The organism is Vibrio sp. TBV020 (assembly GCF_046056895.1).
GTDB lineage: Bacteria > Pseudomonadota > Gammaproteobacteria > Enterobacterales > Vibrionaceae > Vibrio.
Window position 1 is genome coordinate 1,381,138 of record NZ_JBEEAQ010000001.1, and the last position, 19,071, is coordinate 1,400,208.

General features: G+C 43.4%; 16 protein-coding genes. 8 read left to right on the forward strand and 8 right to left on the reverse strand.

The features are described from left to right. Window positions 1–10: 10 nt before the first annotated feature. The 3 genes from AAFX28_RS05925 to AAFX28_RS05935 all read right to left on the reverse strand — a co-directional run bounded on the left by AAFX28_RS05925 (window position 11) and on the right by AAFX28_RS05935 (window position 4,045). On the reverse strand, window positions 11–1,921 hold the full coding sequence (locus tag AAFX28_RS05925) for an EAL domain-containing protein (protein ID WP_408686529.1): 1,911 nt from the start codon (window positions 1,919–1,921) through the stop codon (window positions 11–13). A 5-nt stretch (window positions 1,922–1,926) separates the two neighbouring features. Continuing rightward, complete coding sequence (locus tag AAFX28_RS05930; protein ID WP_408686531.1) at window positions 1,927–2,565, reverse strand: transglutaminase-like cysteine peptidase; 639 nt, start codon at window positions 2,563–2,565, stop codon at window positions 1,927–1,929. An 88-nt stretch (window positions 2,566–2,653) separates the two neighbouring features. Continuing rightward, window positions 2,654–4,045 carry an HlyD family type I secretion periplasmic adaptor subunit gene (locus tag AAFX28_RS05935; protein WP_408686532.1) on the reverse strand — a complete coding sequence of 464 codons (1,392 nt, stop codon included), beginning with the start codon at window positions 4,043–4,045 and terminating at the stop codon, window positions 2,654–2,656. 216 nt (window positions 4,046–4,261) lie between these two features. Between AAFX28_RS05935 and pdxH the strand changes: the two genes are divergently transcribed. Further along, complete coding sequence (gene pdxH, locus AAFX28_RS05940; protein WP_408686533.1) at window positions 4,262–4,897, forward strand: pyridoxamine 5'-phosphate oxidase; 636 nt, start codon at window positions 4,262–4,264, stop codon at window positions 4,895–4,897. Between the two features lie 76 nt (window positions 4,898–4,973). Here pdxH and AAFX28_RS05945 read toward each other — a convergent pair whose 3' ends face one another. Then, on the reverse strand, window positions 4,974–6,797 hold the full coding sequence (locus AAFX28_RS05945) for an SUMF1/EgtB/PvdO family nonheme iron enzyme (RefSeq protein ID WP_408686534.1): 1,824 nt from the start codon (window positions 6,795–6,797) through the stop codon (window positions 4,974–4,976). Between the two features lie 141 nt (window positions 6,798–6,938). Beyond that, window positions 6,939–8,036 carry a PEGA domain-containing protein gene (locus tag AAFX28_RS05950; protein WP_408686535.1) on the reverse strand — a complete coding sequence of 366 codons (1,098 nt, stop codon included), beginning with the start codon at window positions 8,034–8,036 and terminating at the stop codon, window positions 6,939–6,941. A 493-nt stretch (window positions 8,037–8,529) separates the two neighbouring features. Here AAFX28_RS05950 and AAFX28_RS05955 point away from each other — a divergent pair, with 493 nt between their 5' ends. The 6 genes from AAFX28_RS05955 (at window position 8,530) to AAFX28_RS05980 (ending at window position 15,946) form a co-directional block, all read left to right on the forward strand. Next, entirely contained in the window at window positions 8,530–9,345 is an 816-nt protein-coding gene (locus AAFX28_RS05955) for a helix-turn-helix domain-containing protein (RefSeq protein ID WP_408686537.1), read from the forward strand. A gap of 187 nt (window positions 9,346–9,532) precedes the next feature. Then, window positions 9,533–12,652, forward strand: a complete 3,120-nt coding sequence (gene putA / locus AAFX28_RS05960) for a bifunctional proline dehydrogenase/L-glutamate gamma-semialdehyde dehydrogenase PutA (protein ID WP_408686538.1) — start codon at window positions 9,533–9,535, stop codon at window positions 12,650–12,652. A gap of 22 nt (window positions 12,653–12,674) precedes the next feature. Then, complete coding sequence (locus AAFX28_RS05965; protein ID WP_408686540.1) at window positions 12,675–13,373, forward strand: 1-pyrroline-5-carboxylate dehydrogenase; 699 nt, start codon at window positions 12,675–12,677, stop codon at window positions 13,371–13,373. A 69-nt stretch (window positions 13,374–13,442) separates the two neighbouring features. Next, a complete protein-coding gene (gene putP / locus AAFX28_RS05970; protein ID WP_408686541.1) occupies window positions 13,443–14,930 on the forward strand; it encodes a sodium/proline symporter PutP in 1,488 nt (495 codons plus the stop codon). A 202-nt stretch (window positions 14,931–15,132) separates the two neighbouring features. Next, entirely contained in the window at window positions 15,133–15,369 is a 237-nt protein-coding gene (locus tag AAFX28_RS05975) for a hypothetical protein (protein WP_408686543.1), read from the forward strand. 100 nt (window positions 15,370–15,469) lie between these two features. Then, a complete protein-coding gene (locus tag AAFX28_RS05980; protein ID WP_408686544.1) occupies window positions 15,470–15,946 on the forward strand; it encodes an Lrp/AsnC family transcriptional regulator in 477 nt (158 codons plus the stop codon). Between the two features lie 32 nt (window positions 15,947–15,978). On the opposite strand, the gene AAFX28_RS05985 is transcribed toward AAFX28_RS05980, so the two are convergent. After that, entirely contained in the window at window positions 15,979–16,683 is a 705-nt protein-coding gene (locus AAFX28_RS05985; protein WP_408686546.1) for a DUF445 domain-containing protein, read from the reverse strand. 215 nt (window positions 16,684–16,898) lie between these two features. Here AAFX28_RS05985 and AAFX28_RS05990 point away from each other — a divergent pair, with 215 nt between their 5' ends. Beyond that, window positions 16,899–18,110 (forward strand): OmpP1/FadL family transporter, encoded by a 1,212-nt coding sequence (locus tag AAFX28_RS05990; RefSeq protein WP_408686548.1) that lies wholly within the window; start codon window positions 16,899–16,901, stop codon window positions 18,108–18,110. A gap of 38 nt (window positions 18,111–18,148) precedes the next feature. Here the strand turns inward: AAFX28_RS05990 and AAFX28_RS05995 are convergent, their stop codons facing one another. Further along, window positions 18,149–18,577, reverse strand: coding sequence for an acyl-CoA thioesterase (locus AAFX28_RS05995; RefSeq protein ID WP_408686549.1), 429 nt, complete (start codon window positions 18,575–18,577; stop codon window positions 18,149–18,151). 130 nt (window positions 18,578–18,707) lie between these two features. Continuing rightward, a complete protein-coding gene (locus tag AAFX28_RS06000) occupies window positions 18,708–19,040 on the reverse strand; it encodes a hypothetical protein (protein WP_408686551.1) in 333 nt (110 codons plus the stop codon). Window positions 19,041–19,071 lie beyond the last annotated feature (31 nt).

The window sequence follows — 19,071 nt, forward strand, 5'->3', positions numbered from 1 at the left end:
TTTATAGTTGTTATTTATCTACGATGAAACCTTGGAAGACTTCAATGAAATGCTCAGATAAGAAGTCCAACTGAGTCTGAGTTTCAACTCGTGAAGCAATCGTCTTAATACCTAAGTTATGAGCGGTTCTTGAAATCGACGTTAAAGTGAATTTTTGCTTCTCATCGTCTAGATGGTGCGTATATAAGTAATCCAACTTAACATACGCTGGGCGGAACTCGTTTATATAGTCTAGAGACTGGAAGTTACGACCATAATTATCGACACCAAAATCTGCACCGGCACCACGTACAGCATTACAAAATAGTGCGGTATGGTGTGGGGCGTGTATGAAGCAATTTTCAGGGATTTCGAAATGCAGCAAAGGGGCAACAGAGCTGTGTTTATTAAGTAACTGAGTAACCCAGCGGATGAAGCTTGGCTGAGAGATACTACTTTGCGCAATGTTAATCGCAACAGGTTCTTTGAACTCACCGGCTTGTAGTCGTTTAACAATGGCTTCAATCACGTATTCGTCGAACAGGTGGCTAGCATTAAGTTGCTCAAGAGCGAACAGGTATTGGTTTGCACTAAAGCGCTCACCATCTTTCTCAATAGCAGAGAACACTTCACGGTGGTATGGCTGACCCCAGCTGTTGTTAGCTGACTGGAATCGGAAACTGAACCAATCATTGCTAATGGCTTCTTCCACCAAGTTCTTCCACTGCTGTTTACCCATTAGACTATCGGTGTTTTCACCTGTTACGTAGCCATAAGTGATTTCAGGGTTAGACTTCGCGGTCGCTAAAGCGTTATCTAACATGGTGAGTAACTCAGTCGAATTAGTTGAAGATTTATTGTAAACCACACCTAACGATAGGTTAGATGTTGCCATTCCCGTAGGATCGGCATTGATATCTTGAACGTAAGTAACGATGCTTTCAGCGATAAGCTTAAGTTCAGAGTCTTCCATATTAGGGAGGATGAAACCAAACTCTTCACTCGAAATACGAGCCAGAGTAACGTTAGGGGAGGTAAGTGAGACTCGAAGGTGATCCGCTAGTTCTCTCACCATGCCATCGCCGGCTTCATAGCCTTTATCTTCATAGAGCTCGCGAATGAAGCTTGCTTCAAGAATCGCAACACCACCAATACCACCTTCACCAATCCAAGAGTTCAATTGACTCATGTAGTAAGCACGGTTACCCAACTGAGATACAGGGTCTATGTAGGCACGTTCACGTAGCTGTTGAGCTTCTTTGGCTTGAGCTTTAAAAGATTTTTCTAATTGCGCAGACATGCTATTGATACCGTCAACCACATAGATGAGATCTTGAGTCGCAGGGCGAGGCAATGGCTCACCAAACTGGTTGCGAGCTACTTGCTCCATCTTATCGACAATAAGTTGCAATGGACGTAATGCGCGTTTCAGAATAAAAGAAATCGAGAATAAACCAATCAGCATGATCAGGCAGAATGCGATAACAAGGCGTTCAAACGCGAGCCAAAGCTGGGTGTAGGCATCCCCAGGGTGGCTCACGATTTCCACTTCAGCCAATTGCATCCATCCACTAGTGACAACGCGGCGATCGTGGATTTTTTCGAATAGATTTAATTCAGTGAACCATTTCGGTACATTGTTTGGTTTTATTGGATAAGAACGAAGAATCTCGTCCCCGGTGTCTAGAAAGATCAAGCGGACAATCGAATAACTACTTCCATCAAACAGAGCATTGATGACCGACTCTACGGCAACCTGATCCTTGTTTTCCAAGTAAGGGGCTAACGCCAAGCCTACCGTATTGATAGTGTTGTTTACTTCAGAGCGCTGTTGTTGAATGAGGTTACTTCGAGTGGTGTTGAACTCAATGACAAACACTGAGATCAACAGCATCAAAATAACTGCAATCATTCCCGCGACAAGTTGTTTATATAGAGTCATATTGCCTACTCATCATAATTAATTTTTGGTTTGTTTAACTTGAGCGATTTCTCGCGGGCACGGAGATCATTCCATAGGCTTAACCTTGATGACTTCCCTGCCAGTTGTCCATTTTTCGACTTCATCAGCCAGAGGTTTTTACCGTTAAAACTGTATATCGGTAGAAGATCTCGTCGGGCTGATGCCTTTTTTATTTGAGGATTAATGTTATCTAATAGTATCGGCTCTGCGCTCGGTTTTGAGTAGTAAGCTAATACCATATGAAACTGATTTAACTCAATGGCTTTAACATACACTAGACGGAGTTTCCTGTCTGAGACTCCCAGTTCAAGTAACGAAAAGTATTTTGCGATGGTGAAATCTTCGCAGTCACCTGCATTACTACCTAAAAATTCTAGTGGTGTTGCCCAGTAATCGTTCTTTCCCCACAGGTTAATATCGTTAACGAAATAAAGCTGATTAAAAAAATTGTTCACTTTGGTTAGTTTGTCGCGTTCTGATAAAGACTTGTATTGAGACATTTCTGTCCGCCAAGTCTCGACACGCCGCCCAGCACGATCACCGTATGTTCGCTTTACCGCATCAACCCAGCGCTGTTCTTGAGTGTTCAGCGCGAATGATGTGGTAGAAGAGAGTAATAGCATGGAGAGTACTATTACCGGCTTTAGCCAGCTTTGCCTCCTCACCGGAGTGACTCCTTGGCCGTATTTAGTTGTGAAGCAATCATGAATGCTATTCCTTTAATGCATTGGTTTGAGCACTGAGGATAGGCTTAAGTAGGTACTCTAGAATGGTACGTTTGCCGGTTATAATATCCACAGAAGCTGTCATACCCGGAATAATGGGTAATGAGTTGTCTTTGTCTAAACTGGTCTCTTTTGTTCTTACTCGAACTAGATAAAAGCTGTTGCCTTCTTCGTCAGTCGTAGTGTCGGCACTGATGTGTTCGAGTGTGCCTTCTAAACCACCATACTTAGTAAAGTCATAGGCACTGAATTTCACCACAGTATGTAAATCTGGTCGTAAGAAAGCGATGTCCTGAGGAGCGATTTTGGCTTCAACTAGTAAGGTATCTTCACTTGGGACAATCTCAACGATGTCCATACCTGGCTGAATAACCCCACCAACCGTATTCACGTTCAGTGTTTTGACTGTACCAGTAACCGGTGAGGTTACTATGGTTCGATTCACTCGGTCTTCAAGTCCTACGGTGGACTCCGTTAAAGAGGAAAGTTTATCTTGAGCTTGATTGAGTTTTTCTTGCTGTTCAGAGCGGAACTTCTGTGCTGCATCAATACGGCTTAACATTGCTTCACGAATCGCAGACTTGAGTACCGGCATTTTAAGTTCGCTTGAGGTTAACTCTCGACGAGTATCGTTAACTTGGCGCTGTAACTTGAGCAACTCAATACGAGGAACGATTCCCTCTTCAGCGAGTGGGCGTGTGATCTCTAGCTCTTTCTTAGCGAACCTATAGCCTTCTCTTAAGTTGCTAATTCGAGCTTGTATCTCAACCAAATCTTGTTGCTTCTGCTTAACTTGTTGGTCGATTACCGAAATTTGATTTCGTAGGTTATTCAAGTCTTGGCGGTATTCAGCACGCTGCCTCGCGACGAGCTCTGGTTTCTGCTCATCCAAGATCGGTGGAAATGCTAACTTGTTGAAATCGAGCTGTACGTTTCTTTGCCAGTTGGTTTCATCGAAATCTTCATTAACTTCAACACTGGTTATTGAGGCGGAAAGTTGTAGAACACTGGCGGTCAAGTTGGCAACTTGTTGTTCACGTTCTCGGTAATCCGAACGAAAACGAGTGTCGTCTATGAGTAATAGCTGCTGTCCTTTGGTTACGTTCTGACCTTCTCGAACCAGAATTTCTTTGACTAAACCACCTTCAAGGTTTTGGACGACTTGTATTTGGGAAGAGGGGACGACCTTTCCTTGTCCAACGGTAACCTTATCGATTTCTGCCCATGACGCCCACACGCCTGCGAGGATAAAAAAGAGCACCATCACCCACAGCATTATTCTCGCGCTGCTTGGGGTGTTGAGAAGTAATGCGGCAGTTTTATCATCGACATAATCTAACTCGTTGGGAGTTAGTTTGTCATAACTGCTTTTGCTCATGAGTGATCCTCGGAAATTGGCTTTATTTTATTGATTTTATTACTCATCTAATAAAATGTTAAGGATTTGCTGTAAGAATAGCAGGGTTGAGTGATATATCCTCTTATTTTTATCGTTACGGTTTATTAAATCAGACCTAACTAAGTATCTAAACTTGAGTTCTTTTGATTAAGAGCGCACAATCTTCAGAAAAATTTCGCCGAGGAGAAAGAAAAGATGGAGCTTGAAGATATTCGCCGTGAATACTTGAAGAGTGGCTTGCGAAGAAAAGACCTTTTAGCCGATCCTATAGCTCAGTTTGATTTGTGGCTGAAGCAAGCCATTGAAGCTAAGTTGACGGACCCTACCGCTATGACTGTTGCAACTGTTGACGCAACAGGTCAGCCTTTTCAGCGTATCGTGTTATTGAAAGATGTCGATAAACGAGGTTTCGTTTTTTATACCAACCTTGGTAGCCGCAAAGCTCAGCAGATAGAAGGTAATTCAAAAATTAGTCTGCATTTCCCTTGGCACCCATTGGAACGACAAGTACATATTACTGGCGTTGCCGAAAAGCTATCTGCTGTAGAAAACATTAAGTACTTCTCGTCACGTCCTAAGGCTAGCCAATTAGCTGCAATTGCCAGCAAGCAAAGTAGCCGCATCTCAGCGAGAGGTGTGCTAGAAGGAAAGTTTCTAGAGCTAAAACAAAAATTTGAAAGTGGCGAGGTTCCAGTTCCAAGTTTTTGGGGTGGTTACAGAATTAAGCCAGAGAGCATTGAGTTTTGGCAGGGTGGTGAACATCGACTGCACGACCGATTCTTGTTTTCACGAGAACAAGAAGAGTGGAACATTGACCGCTTAGCACCATAAAAAAACGCCGCTAGAAATTAGCGGCGTTTTTTTATCTATCTTAAGACGAAGAAGCTAATTCTCCACCCTGAGCATATTAACGAATATCACGAACGACCCTGAAGCCTAAGTAGTTAGCTGCAGAAGAGCGTGATAGATAAAGTTGTTTATCTGCGGCTGCCATTTCAGGAGAAAAGTTCCATGCTCCGCCTTTTGCGATACCTTGTGGGTTACTAGTCCACTGCCACACGTTACCAACCCCGTCATAAATACCCAATTGGTTCGGCTTAAAGGCACTAACAGGTGAAGTACTTACATTTGACCAAGGTGTGCCGCTCCAACCAGTATTTGCTTGACCAGGAACAAAGTTGTCACCCCACCAATACTTACTCAAGCTTCCAGCACGTACTGCAATTTCCCACTCATCTTCTGTCGGCAAGCGGTATTGTGCGCCTGTTAGATTACGTAGCCAATTAGTGTAGGCTTTTGCATCATTCTGGCTGACACAAACAACTGGAGAGTTAGGGTGTTGCTTAAAGCCAGGATCGCGCCAGTTACTGTTCTCGACAGGTGTGACTTGACCATTGATTAGTGCAGTACAGGTATTTTTTAGTTCCGCATCAGTCTGATAATTGGTTTGTTCAACGAAGGTCGTGAACTGACTTACGGTGATCGGTGTTACACCAAATCCGAAAGCATGATCAAGGTGAACTTGGTTGGACGCATTTTCACCAATGTAGTAAGTACCATCCAAAATCGCGACCAATTGTGGTGCTTTCCCTTGACCTTTTAGCCCATCGGCAAACTTATCACCTGCATTGAGAGGGTTCTTTTTCTCGGTAAGGTTTGCACGTAGTGAAGCGTCGGTTTTTACCGAGACTTGCTTATTGAAAGTTTGGTAGCCTTCTTTTGTTACTGTTACATCGTGGCTTCCAATAGGAAGCATGACTTCAACAGGTGTGCTGCCATAGCTAACACCATCAATAGATACATGATCACCGTAAACATTTGAACGGACGGCTAATGTTACCCAAGCAATCTCCTGTTCGAATTGAGGTGCGGTATCAAAAACGCCAGGTTCGAAGCAGTATTGAGTGTCGACTCCAAGAAGGTCACAGGCTGCTTTTGCACTTGGTCTAGCTTCTAATTCTACATCCATCAAAGTACGGTAGCGCTCACCATCATAGAAGCCACTGCTTGTCGTTGTGTGCTTAATGACATGAATATTAAGTTTTGAGTCATGCAGGTTACGTTTAACCAGGTCTGGTTCAGAGACTTGGTTTACCAACTCACTTCTAAATTGCTTAACGGCTTTCTGAAGGGCAAGTGCTTGTGTTTGTTTATCACATTGAACCAGAGTGAGTGAAGAGTCACAGCGGTTAGTGAAACTGATAGAAATCTGGTTTGGCTGGCGCAGTTCGTCGCGAAGCTTGTCTATACGAGCTCGAGTTTTATCGCCTTGTAGGTCATTAATAGCCCCATTGAGCGCCGTAACCGCTTTACTACGCGAGTTGTACGTTGCTTGAGCTTCTGTAAGTGATTGTTCGGCTTCTAGGCGTAACTTCTGGTTTTGCTTCACGTCTGACCAAGCTTGCTGATAACTTTGCTGCGCAGTAAGGATGTCAGCGCTCGGGTCATTCTCAAGCTTGTTATAAGTCTCATCCAGATGGCGCTTTGCCTTAGCGAAAGATTCGTCAAGGGCAATGGCCTGTTTTTGCAGGGAGTCAAGTTTGGCTGATTTCTCGTCCACGACGTTTTGCTGCTCTTTTAGGGCCTGTTGAGCATCACGTAGCTCATCATGCTTAGAGAACAGTTGGTCATCGATAGCAGTGATTGACATCGGCGTCTCTTCCGCCATCACAGAGGGCAAAAGTAAACATGGAGATAATGCCAACAAAAGGGCAGATAAACCTGGGCGCATTGAACTTCTTCTACATCTTCTTACTGATTAATCGGTATATTCTAAACGAAAACGCCACTTTGTCTTAAGTTATCGTTACTTAACTTAGGACAAAGTGGCGTTTTTAGCTCATCTTTGTGAAACCGGTTGATTTTTCAACGGTTAGCCACCTGGACGCAGCTTAACCCAAACTGTGTCATTCGCTGTCACAGTTACGGTGCGGTTGTAGGTTTGAAAACCGTCTTTTGAAACTGTTACTTGGTGCTGACCACGTGGCAATACGACATCTACAGGTGTGCTACCGTAATTGATACCGTTGATAACTACATTATCTTCATATTGATCAGAGCGAACAGTAACGTTTACCCACTTGTTATCTTGCTTCTTTGCTGTTGATTCTTCAGTGCCTTTTAGACAGTAACGCGTTGATACGTTCAACAACTTACAAGCGGCAGAAGCTTCAGGGCGAGCTTGAAGCTGTGCCTGCATTTGTGTGAAGTAACTATTGTTACCTTCAAAGCCAGAGCGGATAACTTGGCTTTCTTGAACGTGAACGTTCAGTTGAACGCCTTTTGCATTTTGCTTCGCAATACTTGATTCTGTTAGGTTGTCCATAAGCTTAGCTTTGAACGTCTTAACCGCTTTCTGCTTTGTTAAGTATTGGCCTTGGCTTGTACATTCGCCCAGAGTCATTGTTGCTGAACAAGTTGTTTTGTAACTTGTTTCTAGGACATCACTTTCGCGAAGTTCTGCTTCTAGGCGTTTAACACGAGCTTCAACTTTTTGCTCTTTTAGGTAAGAGTATTCACTGTTTAAGCGCGTCTGTTTTTGTTTAACTTGCGAAAGGCGCATTTTGCTTTCTGTCATTGCTTGTTGATTTTCAAGCAATTCAGATTGGTTCTCTTTTACCTCAGACCAAGCGTCTTGATAAGCCTTTTGGAACGAAACTAGGTCGATATCTGGATCATCTAAAAGGCGGCCATATTGCTTGTCTAGCGCCGATTTAGTGCGGTTACGTTTAGCGTTTAGCTCTTGTTCGCTACGTTTCAGTTTACTGTTTTCATTTTGAAGCTGCTGTAAGCGCTCTGCTTCAGAGTCATACTCTGTTGCCATTGTGCTGATTTCTGCTTCTTTATTTTCTATTTTGTTTTCGATCTCAGCCACTGGATCTGCTTGTACAGATTCTTCAGCATAAATCGAAGTAGTAACCCAAACCGGGCTTAGCGCAAGCAAAAGCGCTGGAATGCGACGTGTGATCATAATTCCCTGCAAACTATAAAACGTTTAAATTACCTGTAAAAATTCAACCTAGTACATATATCCATCATATGCACATGAAGTAAAGGGAAAAGACAAACTTTTGACACTCCCTGTCTTTAGTGCCTCAAAAGGGTTTATTTTTTCCATTTCTCTCATATTCATGAGAGTGTTTTTACGGCTAAGACTATCTGATCTAAAGATAAATCTCATATGGTTATAGCCATTTTGGGCGCATTAGAGAAATATGCAAGTAAAGAATAGGGATCAAGATTAAGTAAAGTGGATAGAAGTGACGTAAGCCGTAATTTATGTGCGCTTGATCATTCTTCCGGTAGGCGTTGTGCTGTTTTTTTCATCAATTCAAATGGCAGGGCTATTTCGTGATTTCCTGAAGGGGGGTATAGAACGACGGCCTGTTTATTGCCTAATTTCGAGTTACATCACTTTTGTTATACCATGTCGATATCTAAGAGCTAATGTATCGTGTTCTATTATGTCACCTTCGTCTAAATCTCCAAATGAGCATACACCTGCCAAAGAATTGTCGCCTCGTCCTGCACAACTTGTGACCTTACCTTCTTACATGGAGTGTCATGACCATAATTACACTCAGGTCGTGATTGGGTTAAAAGGACAAGCAGAATTTGAAGTGAGTGGCTATGGTAATCTTGTTGGACCCGGCCAAGGGTGTGTCGTGACATCGGGAAGCGGCCATGCATTTGGTGGCGTGGTAGGGCAGTCAGATATATTGGTGCTCAATATGCCACTACCTACGTCTGACGACCCATTGATGCTTCAGCGTCTTAATGAACTGAATCAGAAAGAAACGTATTTCCAACTAGACGGTCAGATCCAGAAGCTAATACAGATGTTGGTTGCTGAAATGCAATCTAGCCCAGAGGATCTGTTATTGAGTCGGGCGTGCAACGATACAGTAGTTGCTTTGCTTCAACGTCATATGTCAGCGTTTGAAACAGTGCGCAAGGAATCTCGTTTCGATCTTGAAGCAATAGATCGCTATATAGAGCAACATCTGAGTCAAAAAATCTCTGTGACCCAACTTGCTGGAAGTATTTTCTTGGGGGAGAGTCAGTTCCATTCCTTGTTCAAGGACCAAATGGGTATTACTCCTCATCAATATGTTTTAGGGAAGCGTATTGATACGGCAAAGCAGCTTATCGAACAAGGTCATCTCACCTTGGGGCAGGTTGCAGAGTTCACCGGCTTTTCAGGTCAAAGCACCTTTACTCATACCTTTTCACGCCTTCAGGGGATGTCACCTTCTCAGTATAAGAAACAATTCGGTTAAATAAGATAACGTTAACCATATATTATTTTGCTTATTTGAGTGTGACTCTGTTTTTGTTTTGTTAATAATCAGAGTTTTTAGCAAAAAACTCGGAGTTTTTGACAAGTAATCTTCTCGAGCTCAAAATACACTGCAAGCCATTGTAGGAAACCTGAAATGATTTCAGGTGTGAGATTGAGGAAAACGCATGTTTACAGCGACTGATGTGTTAAACGCTGAGTTTGTTGAGCAACCGCTTAACGAACTTTGGTCGTTGATCTCGCCACTTTATATGGTGGACGAATCACAATGGCTTGAACAACTTCTGCCATTGGCAATACCAACAGAAACCGAAAAGACTTTAATCGAAGAGAAAACCACTCGATTAATCGAAACGATTCGTGCTGACAAGAAATCAATCCAAATGATTGATGCTCTGCTTTTGGAGTACAGCTTGGATACTCAAGAAGGCATTCTGTTAATGTGTCTTGCAGAAGCTTTGATGCGAATTCCTGATTCAGCGACTGCGGACGCGCTTATTCGTGACAAATTGACGGTTGCTGATTGGAAGTCACACCTTAAAAGCTCCGACTCGGTTTTTGTTAATGCCTCAACTTGGGGATTGATGCTGACAGGTAAAGTTGTTGGCTTGTCTGAGAGTGAAGCACAAAGTCCAGTAAGTGCCGTTAACCGCTTAGTGAATAAAATGTCTGAGCCGGTGATTCGTAAAGCGATGCACCAAGCGATGAAAGTGATGGGACATCAATTTGTTCTAGGACGTAGCATTGCTGAAGCGCAGAAGAATGGTCGTTCAATGCGTGACAAAGGCTTTACCTATTCTTATGACATGCTTGGTGAAGCTGCACTAACGACGGCAGACGCTAATAAATATTTCAAAGATTACTTGATGGCTATTGAAGCGGTAGGCAGAGATGACTACGCAAAAGACGTGAGCCCAGCGCCTTCAGTTTCTATCAAGCTATCTGCTCTTCATCCTCGTTATGAAGTAGCAAACGAACAGCGCGTGCTGACAGAGCTTTATGACACTTTGCAACAGTTATTGCGTCGTGCGGTAGAGCTAGATGTTGCAATTACGATTGATGCTGAAGAAGCGGACCGCTTAGAGCTATCTCTAAAACTGTTTGAGAAGGTGTATCGTAGCGAGCTTGTGCAAGGGTGGGGTAAGTTTGGCCTTGTTGTGCAAGCGTATTCTAAACGAGCGCTTCCAGTACTTGTTTGGTTAAATGGCTTAGCGAAAGAGCAGGGTGACCTTATTCCGCTTCGTTTAGTGAAAGGCGCGTATTGGGATAGCGAAATTAAATGGTCTCAACAGGCTGGTTTTGCTAACTATCCTGTCTACACGCGTAAAGAAGCAACGGATGTGGCATATCTAGCATGTGCTCGATTCCTATTAAGCGCTAACGTTCGTGGCAATATCTTCCCTCAATTCGCTAGTCACAATGCTCAAACGGTTACATCGATAGCTGTAATGGCTGAGCATAAAGATTTTGAATTCCAGCGCCTACACGGTATGGGTGATTCTTTGTATAACCATGCGATGGAAGCCTATCAACAATCAGTGCGTATCTATGCGCCTGTAGGTAGTCACAAAGACTTGCTACCTTACCTAGTTCGTCGTCTTCTTGAAAATGGTGCAAACAGTTCTTTCGTTCATCGTTTGGTTGATGCTCGCTGCCCAGTTGAGACACTAACTCAGCACCCTGTCGATATGCTCAATGCGTTCGATACATTAAATAATACTCAAATTCCGCTTCCTCCAGCTGTATTCCCTGAGCGTAAAAACTCAGCCGGAATCAATGTGGATATTGAAAGTGAAGCAAAACCATTTGAGCACGAAGTGGAAAGCTTTCTGAATAAGCAGTGGTTGGCAGGACCCATTATCAATGGCACATTCCACGCCGAAAGCATGATCAAGGAACATGTGAACGTTGAACAAGTCACAGCGCCTTATGACCGTCGTATCAATGTAGGTCAGGTCGCTTTTGCAAACCTTGATCATGTTTCCGAAGCTATCGAAGGCGCTGAGGCAGCATTTGCTGATTGGAGTAAGACGTCTCCAGAGGCGAGAGCAGAAAAACTTGAAGCTTTAGCTGACTTACTTGAAGAGCATTTGGCTGAGCTTGTTGCTCTTTGTCATCAAGAAGCAGGAAAAACCATCCATGACAGTATTGATGAAGTTCGAGAAGCAGTCGATTTTTGTCGCTATTACGCAAAACAAGTCGACGCACTTGGTGAGTTAGCATTACAAGGCTTCGATGGCCAACAGCGTATCGTGACACGTCGTGGTCGTGGTGTGTTTGTTTGTATTAGTCCATGGAACTTCCCATTGGCAATCTTTTTAGGTCAAGTGACAGCAGCCCTGGTTGCAGGAAATACAGTTGTTGCAAAACCAGCGGAGCAGACCAGTCTGATTGCAGCACGTGCAGTTGAACTGATGATTGATGCTGGTTTCCCTGCGGGAACTATCCAGCTATTAACGGGGCGTGGCGCTGAAATTGGTTCGGCATTGACCTCTCACCCAGCGATTGCGGGTGTAGCATTTACTGGCTCAACTGCGACGGCACAACGAATCAATCAAACATTGGCAGAACGTGATGCGGCTCCGGTACCGTTTATTGCGGAGACTGGCGGACAGAATGCAATGATAGTTGATAGTACTGCACTACCAGAGCAGGTTGTTCGTGATGTGATTCGTTCAGCGTTTGCATCAGCAGGTCAACGTTGTAGTGCGCTACGTGTTTTATTCGTCCAAGAAGATATCGCAGATCGCATCGTTGCGTTGATTCAAGGTGCTATGCAGGAGTTGAGTGTTGGTAAACCTTATCTCCATTCAACAGATGTTGGCCCAGTTATCGATGGCACAGCAAAATCGAAATTGCTGGCGCATATTGAAACAATGGCAAACAGTGAGAAAAAAGTCGCTCAATTGGCGTTAACCGAAGAACATGACAACGGAGACTTCGTTGCTCCAACGGCTTTTGAAATTGGTGATATTTCTTGTCTCAAAGAAGAGCAGTTTGGTCCGATCTTGCATATTGTTCGTTTTAAAGCGAATGAACTGACCCAAATTGTTGAGCAAATTAATAACACGGGATTTGGTCTTACGATGGGTATTCATAGCCGCAATGAAACGACTTATCGCTGGATCGAGAAACATGCTCGTGTGGGCAACTGTTACATCAACCGTGATCAAGTTGGCGCGGTTGTAGGGGTTCAACCGTTTGGTGGTCAGGGCCTTTCAGGTACTGGACCTAAAGCGGGTGGTCCTCACTACCTTTACCGATTTACTCAAACGCAGTTTTCTTAATTTGTGAGCAAGGAGAAATAGTATGGTTCATCAAGTAACACGTTTTTCTGATGCTTTTTCAGCGTGGGAAAACTGGAATCTGACCAATTTTGATTCTAAGAGTGAGTCTTTGCTCGCTTTTAAACAGGCATTACAACAAGTAAAGCCTGAGTTAGCGTCTGTGGTTTCTTACCATATTGAGCAAGCGTCAGCATTGTTGGCGCAAACGCATCAATTAGTAGGTCCAACAGGGGAAACTAACGAACTTTACACCGCAGGACGTGGTGTGGCACTTGTGATTCAGGACAATACACAAGAGCAAGCTAAACAAGCTGTTTTAGCACAGTTAACTGCTGCGCTGATTTCAGGCAATAGCGTTATCTTATGCAGTGATGACGTTGAGTTTAGCCAAGTATTGGAGGCTGCTTATGTACAGTCTTCGCTTCCTACAAACCTAGTACAATTTGCCGCGTTAGATGCTTACCATCAGCTACTTGATTCGGATGTACGTAGTGTGGGCTATGTAGGAAACCCTGAGGTTGAAAGGAGTATCAACCGACAACTAGCAAAACGTTCAGGCGCGATTGTGAGTCTAACGTCTGAAACGGATCTTATGAGTATTCCTGTCGCTCATGATCCTCATTTAGTGCTGAGGTTTATTACCGAACGCACAAGAACAATAAATATAACAGCAGTGGGTGGTAACGCGACCTTGCTCGAGCTTGGTAGCGAGACCCACTAATCTTCATTGTTTTGCCCCCACTTAAGGGGGCATTCAGGGAAGGCGATCTTTCAAAAGAGGACAAATCAAATGGAAAATAGCTTTGCTATTACAACCACGTTTATTGCATATCTGATCCTGATGCTTGCAATTGGCGTTATTGCTTATCAACGAACGAAAAGTTCAAGTGACTACTTCTTGGGTGGTCGTTCGTTAGGCCCTTGGCCAGCAGCGCTTTCAGCAGGTGCATCTGATATGAGTGGTTGGTTGCTACTTGGCTTACCAGGCTACGCATACGCTGCCGGTATTGAAGCATTTTGGCTAGCTGGTGGTCTATTAGTTGGTACGTGGCTAAACTGGTTAATTACAGCGAAACGCCTACGTACTTACAGTATTACAACGGATGCGCTGACTCTTCCGGAGTTCTTATCGCGTCGTTTTAATGACAATTCAAAGATGATTCAGGTAATTTCTGCTTTCTTCATTCTTCTATTCTTCCTTTTCTACACAAGTTCAGGCTTGGTAGCTGGCGGAAAATTATTTGAAACAGTCTTTGGTCTAGATTACACCACTGCGGTGATTATCGGTACGGTTTGTGTTGTATCTTACACGTTGTTTGGTGGTTTCTTAGCGGTATCGTGGACCGATTTAGTTCAAGGTTTGTTAATGGCAGCGGCTCTACTTATCGTACCTATCACAGCGATGGAAGGTGGCTTAGGTCAATTAAGTACTGATCTTTCGGAGATTAACCCGCAGCTTCTGACACTTTGGAATGATTCTAAAGGTGAACCACTATCAGCAATCGCGATCATTTCATTGGTTGCATGGGGCTTAGGTTACTTTGGTCAGCCACACATCTTGGCTCGTTTTAAAGCGTCACGCTCAAATAAAGATCTAACGACTGCTCGTCGTATTGCTGTGATCTGGACTGGTTTGTCAATGGTTGGTGCAATGCTGGTAGGTCTTGTGGGTCTGATTTACGTAAACAACTCAGGCATTAGCGTGGACGATGGCGAAAAGATCTTCATGCTGCTAGTTAACTCGCTATTCCACCCTGTCGTAGCAGGTATTCTACTTGCTGCTATTCTAGCCGCAGTGATGAGTACAGCGGATTCTCAACTGTTAGTATCATCTTCTGCTCTTGCTGAAGACTTTTACAAGCAAGTGTTTAAGAAAGATGCAACATCAGAAGAGATCGTAATGGTAGGTCGTGTTGCCGTTATCGGTATCTCAATTGTTGCTCTGATTCTAGCAATGACACCTGACAGTTCTGTTCTAGGCCTTGTTTCTTATGCTTGGGCTGGTTTTGGTGCTGCGTTTGGTCCGGCTTTGGTACTGAGCTTATATTGGGAACGTATGAACCGTAATGGTGCTCTAGCAGGTATTCTTGTTGGTGGTGTTACGATTGTTGTTTGGAAACAATTGTCTGGTGGTTGGTTCGACGTATATGAAATCGTACCGGGGATCATCTTATCTGCATTGTCTATCGTAGTTGTAAGTATGGTGACCGGTGAGCCAGAATCAACGGTTAAGTCGCAACATGCAACATTTAAAAAGCAGCTTGCTGAACTTGATTAGTAAGTTTTAGCTCCTCAATTAAAGCCCTGCCAAGCGGGGCTTTTTTTGGATTTGTCGAAACTGATAGCCTACCACTCACAAAAAGTGTGTATATTAATTGAACAGAGGTCACAGTTTATTAACTAAATTATGAGTTGTGGGAACTCTCCCTTACATAATGTGTCGACTATCAGGAACACTGATTTTAAACGGAGAGAAAACCATGCCACATATGCACTGTCACTGCTGTCACAAAAGCACCCCACATAAGATTGTTTTAAAGCGTTGTGAGGCCCAGCAAGACTCAGTGATTAAGTCTATGGCACGTTTTTTTGCCACAGTGTTCCAAGGTGATCATTACGTCAAAATGGAAAAGCAGGCTTTTTGTCGAGCGTGCAATACTCAGACAGAATTTGTCTCGCAGCAGCAAGGTTCATTTTCTGGTGTGAAAATCGCTTAACCTTCACAAAACTTCCGTAAATATTGGCGAAGATGTAAGTACTAAAGCACTTTTATTTTAAGATAGTGTTTTCATACTCACGTTTAATTATGAGTCGCTAATGGAACTAGACAGAATCGACCGAGAAATTCTCCGTGCCTTAAACCTCAAAGGTCGACTTCCAATTGTTGAATTAGCTAAGCAAGTTAATTTAACCACTTCCCCTTGCTCTGATCGTGTTAAAAGATTGGAAAAAGAAGGCTATATCAAGGGTTATCACGCAGAGCTAAACCCAGAGAAGTTGGGATTGGATGTGCAAGTATTCATTCATATCCGGCTTGACCAAACCAGCTTTTCAATTTTTGAAAAATTTGCTGAAGCGGTATCGGATATGCCTGAAATTGAAGAGTGCTATTCACTTTCTGGAGACTTTGACACAATGATTAAGGTCAGAGTCAAGGACATGAAAGCGTATCAAAATTTTATGTCGACGAAACTTGGAACCTTACCAGGTGTGATCCAAACTCGTAGTGAAGTGGTCATCGAAGAGCATAAAACTAGTTTTGGTGTAAACGCCGACCTCATTGGTAAGTTATAAGAAAGGGAAGCAGATAGCTTCCCTTTATATTCTTACGCGACAAATGATGACGCGATACCTATCAACCCACCAAAGACGCCGCCCCACACTACAAGCCAGCCTAAGTGCTCTTTAATCATCTTCTGTACCATCTCTTTGACCAAACGTGGGGTCAGTTCATTAAGACGTTGATCGATGATGTTTTCTACATTGCTTCGGATTTCATCCATCATTGCAGGCGCTTCAAACTGTTCTTTAAGCGCGTCTTTAATGGTATCACTTTGGCTCATATCAATGATCGCCGTTTGCATTTTCTCTACAAAAGGTTGTTTTAGTGGTTGTAAGGCTTCAGTACCACCAAACATAGCCAGCATTCCCCCAAATTGTGAGTTTGCAATGACGTCTACCAAAGAATCAAATGTAGGATTGAAGTCGATTTTCTCAATGACAGGCTCAAGGTTTAAACTTTTACCTCCAGCCATTTCTTTGCTCAAAAACTTGTCGATGTTTTCTTGAGTAAAGAACTGTTCCATCATTAAGTTCTTGATCGCAGCTTTAAACTCCTCGAATCGAGCCGGTATCACGCCAGAACCATAAAGCCCAGGTACTTTTTCAAATAGCATATGGATGGCAAGCCAGTTAGTAATCGCGCCGGAAAAGGCGAACAAGCCTGCATAAAAGGCTATTTGGTTATCTGTTTGGTGACCGCCTGCGAGAAGTACTAGGGCGATAACGTTAGTGATTAAGCTCTTGTTCATTGAGAATTCTAAAGGAGTTATTAACGAAAACGGGAGTATATAACATCTCAGCGAAATTGTGACAAAACAAACATGTACAAGGGTGAGTAGCTTGGGTTTATAGCTGTCAGGAATAATCGTTATTCTTACACGCTATGTGACGTTGTCTATGATAGTGACTCCCGTGCCCAAAAGTTAGGGCTCACTTTCAACCCTTACCATACTAGTGAAATAACATGTGCTATCTAAGGCTTTATAAAAAACGTCGCAGCCATCCATTTCTTACCACTATTGTCAGTGCTGCTTTGCTAACAAGTTCACCTATCTATGCCAGTGGGATTTTTCTCCAAGAGGCGGTGGTTGCGAACGCGGGTACAGTCGGAGCAGGAGATGGCGTTTATACCAAATCTGCTGCAGCCATGTGGGCTAATCCAGCCACCATGTCAGGAATGGGCAACAGCAAAACCACCGTTAACGCCATGGCTTTCGATTTAAAAATGGATTATGCCGATAACCAAGGTCAAGGGGATGCGAGCGGGCATACGATTATGCCTTCCGTTGGCCTCTTCTATGTTCAGCAATTTGATGAAGATTGGCATTTTGGTATTGCGCTAGGAACTGTAGGTGGCTCTAGTATCGATTATGGCCAAGATTGGGCGGGTAGTTTGCTTATGAGCGACATTACGCTCACAGCACTGCAAGTTAATCCTTCAGCAAGCTACAAGGTTAACGAGCAACTATCATTAGGCATTGGTGCGCAGTTAAGCTGGGCATCATTAGAAATGGGGATGCTCAATGGGCAGGCCAATCTTGATGAGGATGCAGATTGGGCTTATGGCTTTAACCTTGGTGCAATGTATCAACTCAATGAATCTCTAGATGTTGGTTTTAGCTTCCGATCGAAATTGGAGCATGATTTTTCCACCTCGCTTTCTGGTCCGTTAGCTCAGAGTCCCTCTGTGGCAACTGATATTGTTGTTCCTGCAATTTATGATGTTAGTGCTCGTTATACGGCGACTGACAAATTGGACGTATTGACCAGCGTACAATTGCACCGTTGGAGCGAATGGGATCAAACTACCTTCAATATGGCTAATAACGTGAGCCCGAGTATTGCGCGTAACTGGGATGATGTTTGGAAGTTGGCGGTTGGATTAGATTATCAGCTCTCTAGCAATTGGAACCTCAAGACGGGGTTCTCTTACGAAAGTTCACCTCAGGATGATCCGAGTTATCAATGGGTCGATTTGCCCGTCGGTAAGCAATATCGTTACTCAGTTGGGGCATCGACAAATTGGAATGATTACACGGTCGATCTATTCTACGAGTACGCGGATTTAGGTGATGTCGATATGTATTTTGATGGACTGACACAAGCCAATTTAGGTCAATTGGATGGCACTTTCTCTGGTCAAATCCACTTTATTGGTGTGAGTGTGACATATTAACCATGAACGCTCTTATAGAAGGAGTGAGGCGTTATGCCTCACTTTTCTTCTGTTGTCACAATAGCGCGATGCACCTTTTCGGGTAAGTTAGTTTTTGTTCCTGTCTTGAAATCAAACATAACGCACGTCGCTTTTCCTATTGTCGCTACTTTGCCAAGTTTCTTACTAACGATCTGGTATTCCATAGTAAAGCGATCCTCTTGTAGTTCAATAACACGTGAACCGATTAAGAGCGTATCAGGGTAGGTAACAGGTAATTTGTAACGACATTCTGTATGCCCTAAAACAGGGCCAACTTGACTCTCTTTTAAGTTGACGAGTAAGTCTATCTCTTTAAAGTAATCGAGTCGGGCTGTTTCAAAATATCGGAAATAGACAGCGTTATTGACATGCTGCAATGCGTCCATCTCACCCCATGCAACTTGAACTTCCGTGATAACAGGGAATCCTTTAAGCAATTCATCCATAGTAGCTTAGCTCTCCTTTATGTTGAGTAAATATACTAATTGAAAGGCAGCGGATTAAGTTGCTAAATGTTACAAAGTTGTGATCTTGATTCGTTGCGCCCTGAAACAAGAAAATAAGGGGTGGTGGTGACTAGTTGTCATAGGGAACGTCACTCAATTTCCATATTTCGAGCGTATGCGCTGTGTCATAACATTCACCTAATAAGATTTGATATTTAGGATCGTATGGATCACCGATATACGTCGTTCGGATGAGCTCGCCAGTCTTCATATCGACTTGGGTGACAGTTCTCCCTTTGAAGTTTTGCAAAATAATGAATTGTTCACTTTGATAAACGAGTTGCTCTCTGTAAAACCAAAACGTATCTGCAGAGTGTAAGAGCTTACATTTAAGAGGAATAGAGCTCGACTGGCCAGTGTCTGGGTTAGTTAGCAGTAACATGTATAGTAATAAGGTGCTCATAGCATCATCCTTGTCCACCTTAGAAATTAAC

Bases quoted from the DNA above. Each gene is read 5' to 3' on its own strand.
- AAFX28_RS05935 (WP_408686532.1), bottom strand. From the start codon at position 4,045: ATGAGCAAAAGCAGTTATGACAAACTAACTCCCAACGAGTTAGATTAT.
- AAFX28_RS05985 (WP_408686546.1), bottom strand. From the start codon at position 16,683: ATGAACAAGAGCTTAATCACTAACGTTATCGCCCTAGTACTTCTCGCA.
- AAFX28_RS05995 (WP_408686549.1), bottom strand. From the start codon at position 18,577: ATGGATGAATTGCTTAAAGGATTCCCTGTTATCACGGAAGTTCAAGTT.
- pdxH (WP_408686533.1), top strand. From the start codon at position 4,262: ATGGAGCTTGAAGATATTCGCCGTGAATACTTGAAGAGTGGCTTGCGA.
- AAFX28_RS05955 (WP_408686537.1), top strand. From the start codon at position 8,530: ATGTCACCTTCGTCTAAATCTCCAAATGAGCATACACCTGCCAAAGAA.
- AAFX28_RS05975 (WP_408686543.1), top strand. From the start codon at position 15,133: ATGCCACATATGCACTGTCACTGCTGTCACAAAAGCACCCCACATAAG.
- AAFX28_RS05950 (WP_408686535.1), bottom strand. From the start codon at position 8,036: ATGATCACACGTCGCATTCCAGCGCTTTTGCTTGCGCTAAGCCCGGTT.
- AAFX28_RS05925 (WP_408686529.1), bottom strand. From the start codon at position 1,921: ATGACTCTATATAAACAACTTGTCGCGGGAATGATTGCAGTTATTTTG.
- AAFX28_RS05980 (WP_408686544.1), top strand. From the start codon at position 15,470: ATGGAACTAGACAGAATCGACCGAGAAATTCTCCGTGCCTTAAACCTC.
- AAFX28_RS05930 (WP_408686531.1), bottom strand. From the start codon at position 2,565: ATGCTATTACTCTCTTCTACCACATCATTCGCGCTGAACACTCAAGAA.
- AAFX28_RS05965 (WP_408686540.1), top strand. From the start codon at position 12,675: ATGGTTCATCAAGTAACACGTTTTTCTGATGCTTTTTCAGCGTGGGAA.
- AAFX28_RS05990 (WP_408686548.1), top strand. From the start codon at position 16,899: ATGTGCTATCTAAGGCTTTATAAAAAACGTCGCAGCCATCCATTTCTT.
- putA (WP_408686538.1), top strand. From the start codon at position 9,533: ATGTTTACAGCGACTGATGTGTTAAACGCTGAGTTTGTTGAGCAACCG.
- putP (WP_408686541.1), top strand. From the start codon at position 13,443: ATGGAAAATAGCTTTGCTATTACAACCACGTTTATTGCATATCTGATC.
- AAFX28_RS06000 (WP_408686551.1), bottom strand. From the start codon at position 19,040: ATGAGCACCTTATTACTATACATGTTACTGCTAACTAACCCAGACACT.
- AAFX28_RS05945 (WP_408686534.1), bottom strand. From the start codon at position 6,797: ATGCGCCCAGGTTTATCTGCCCTTTTGTTGGCATTATCTCCATGTTTA.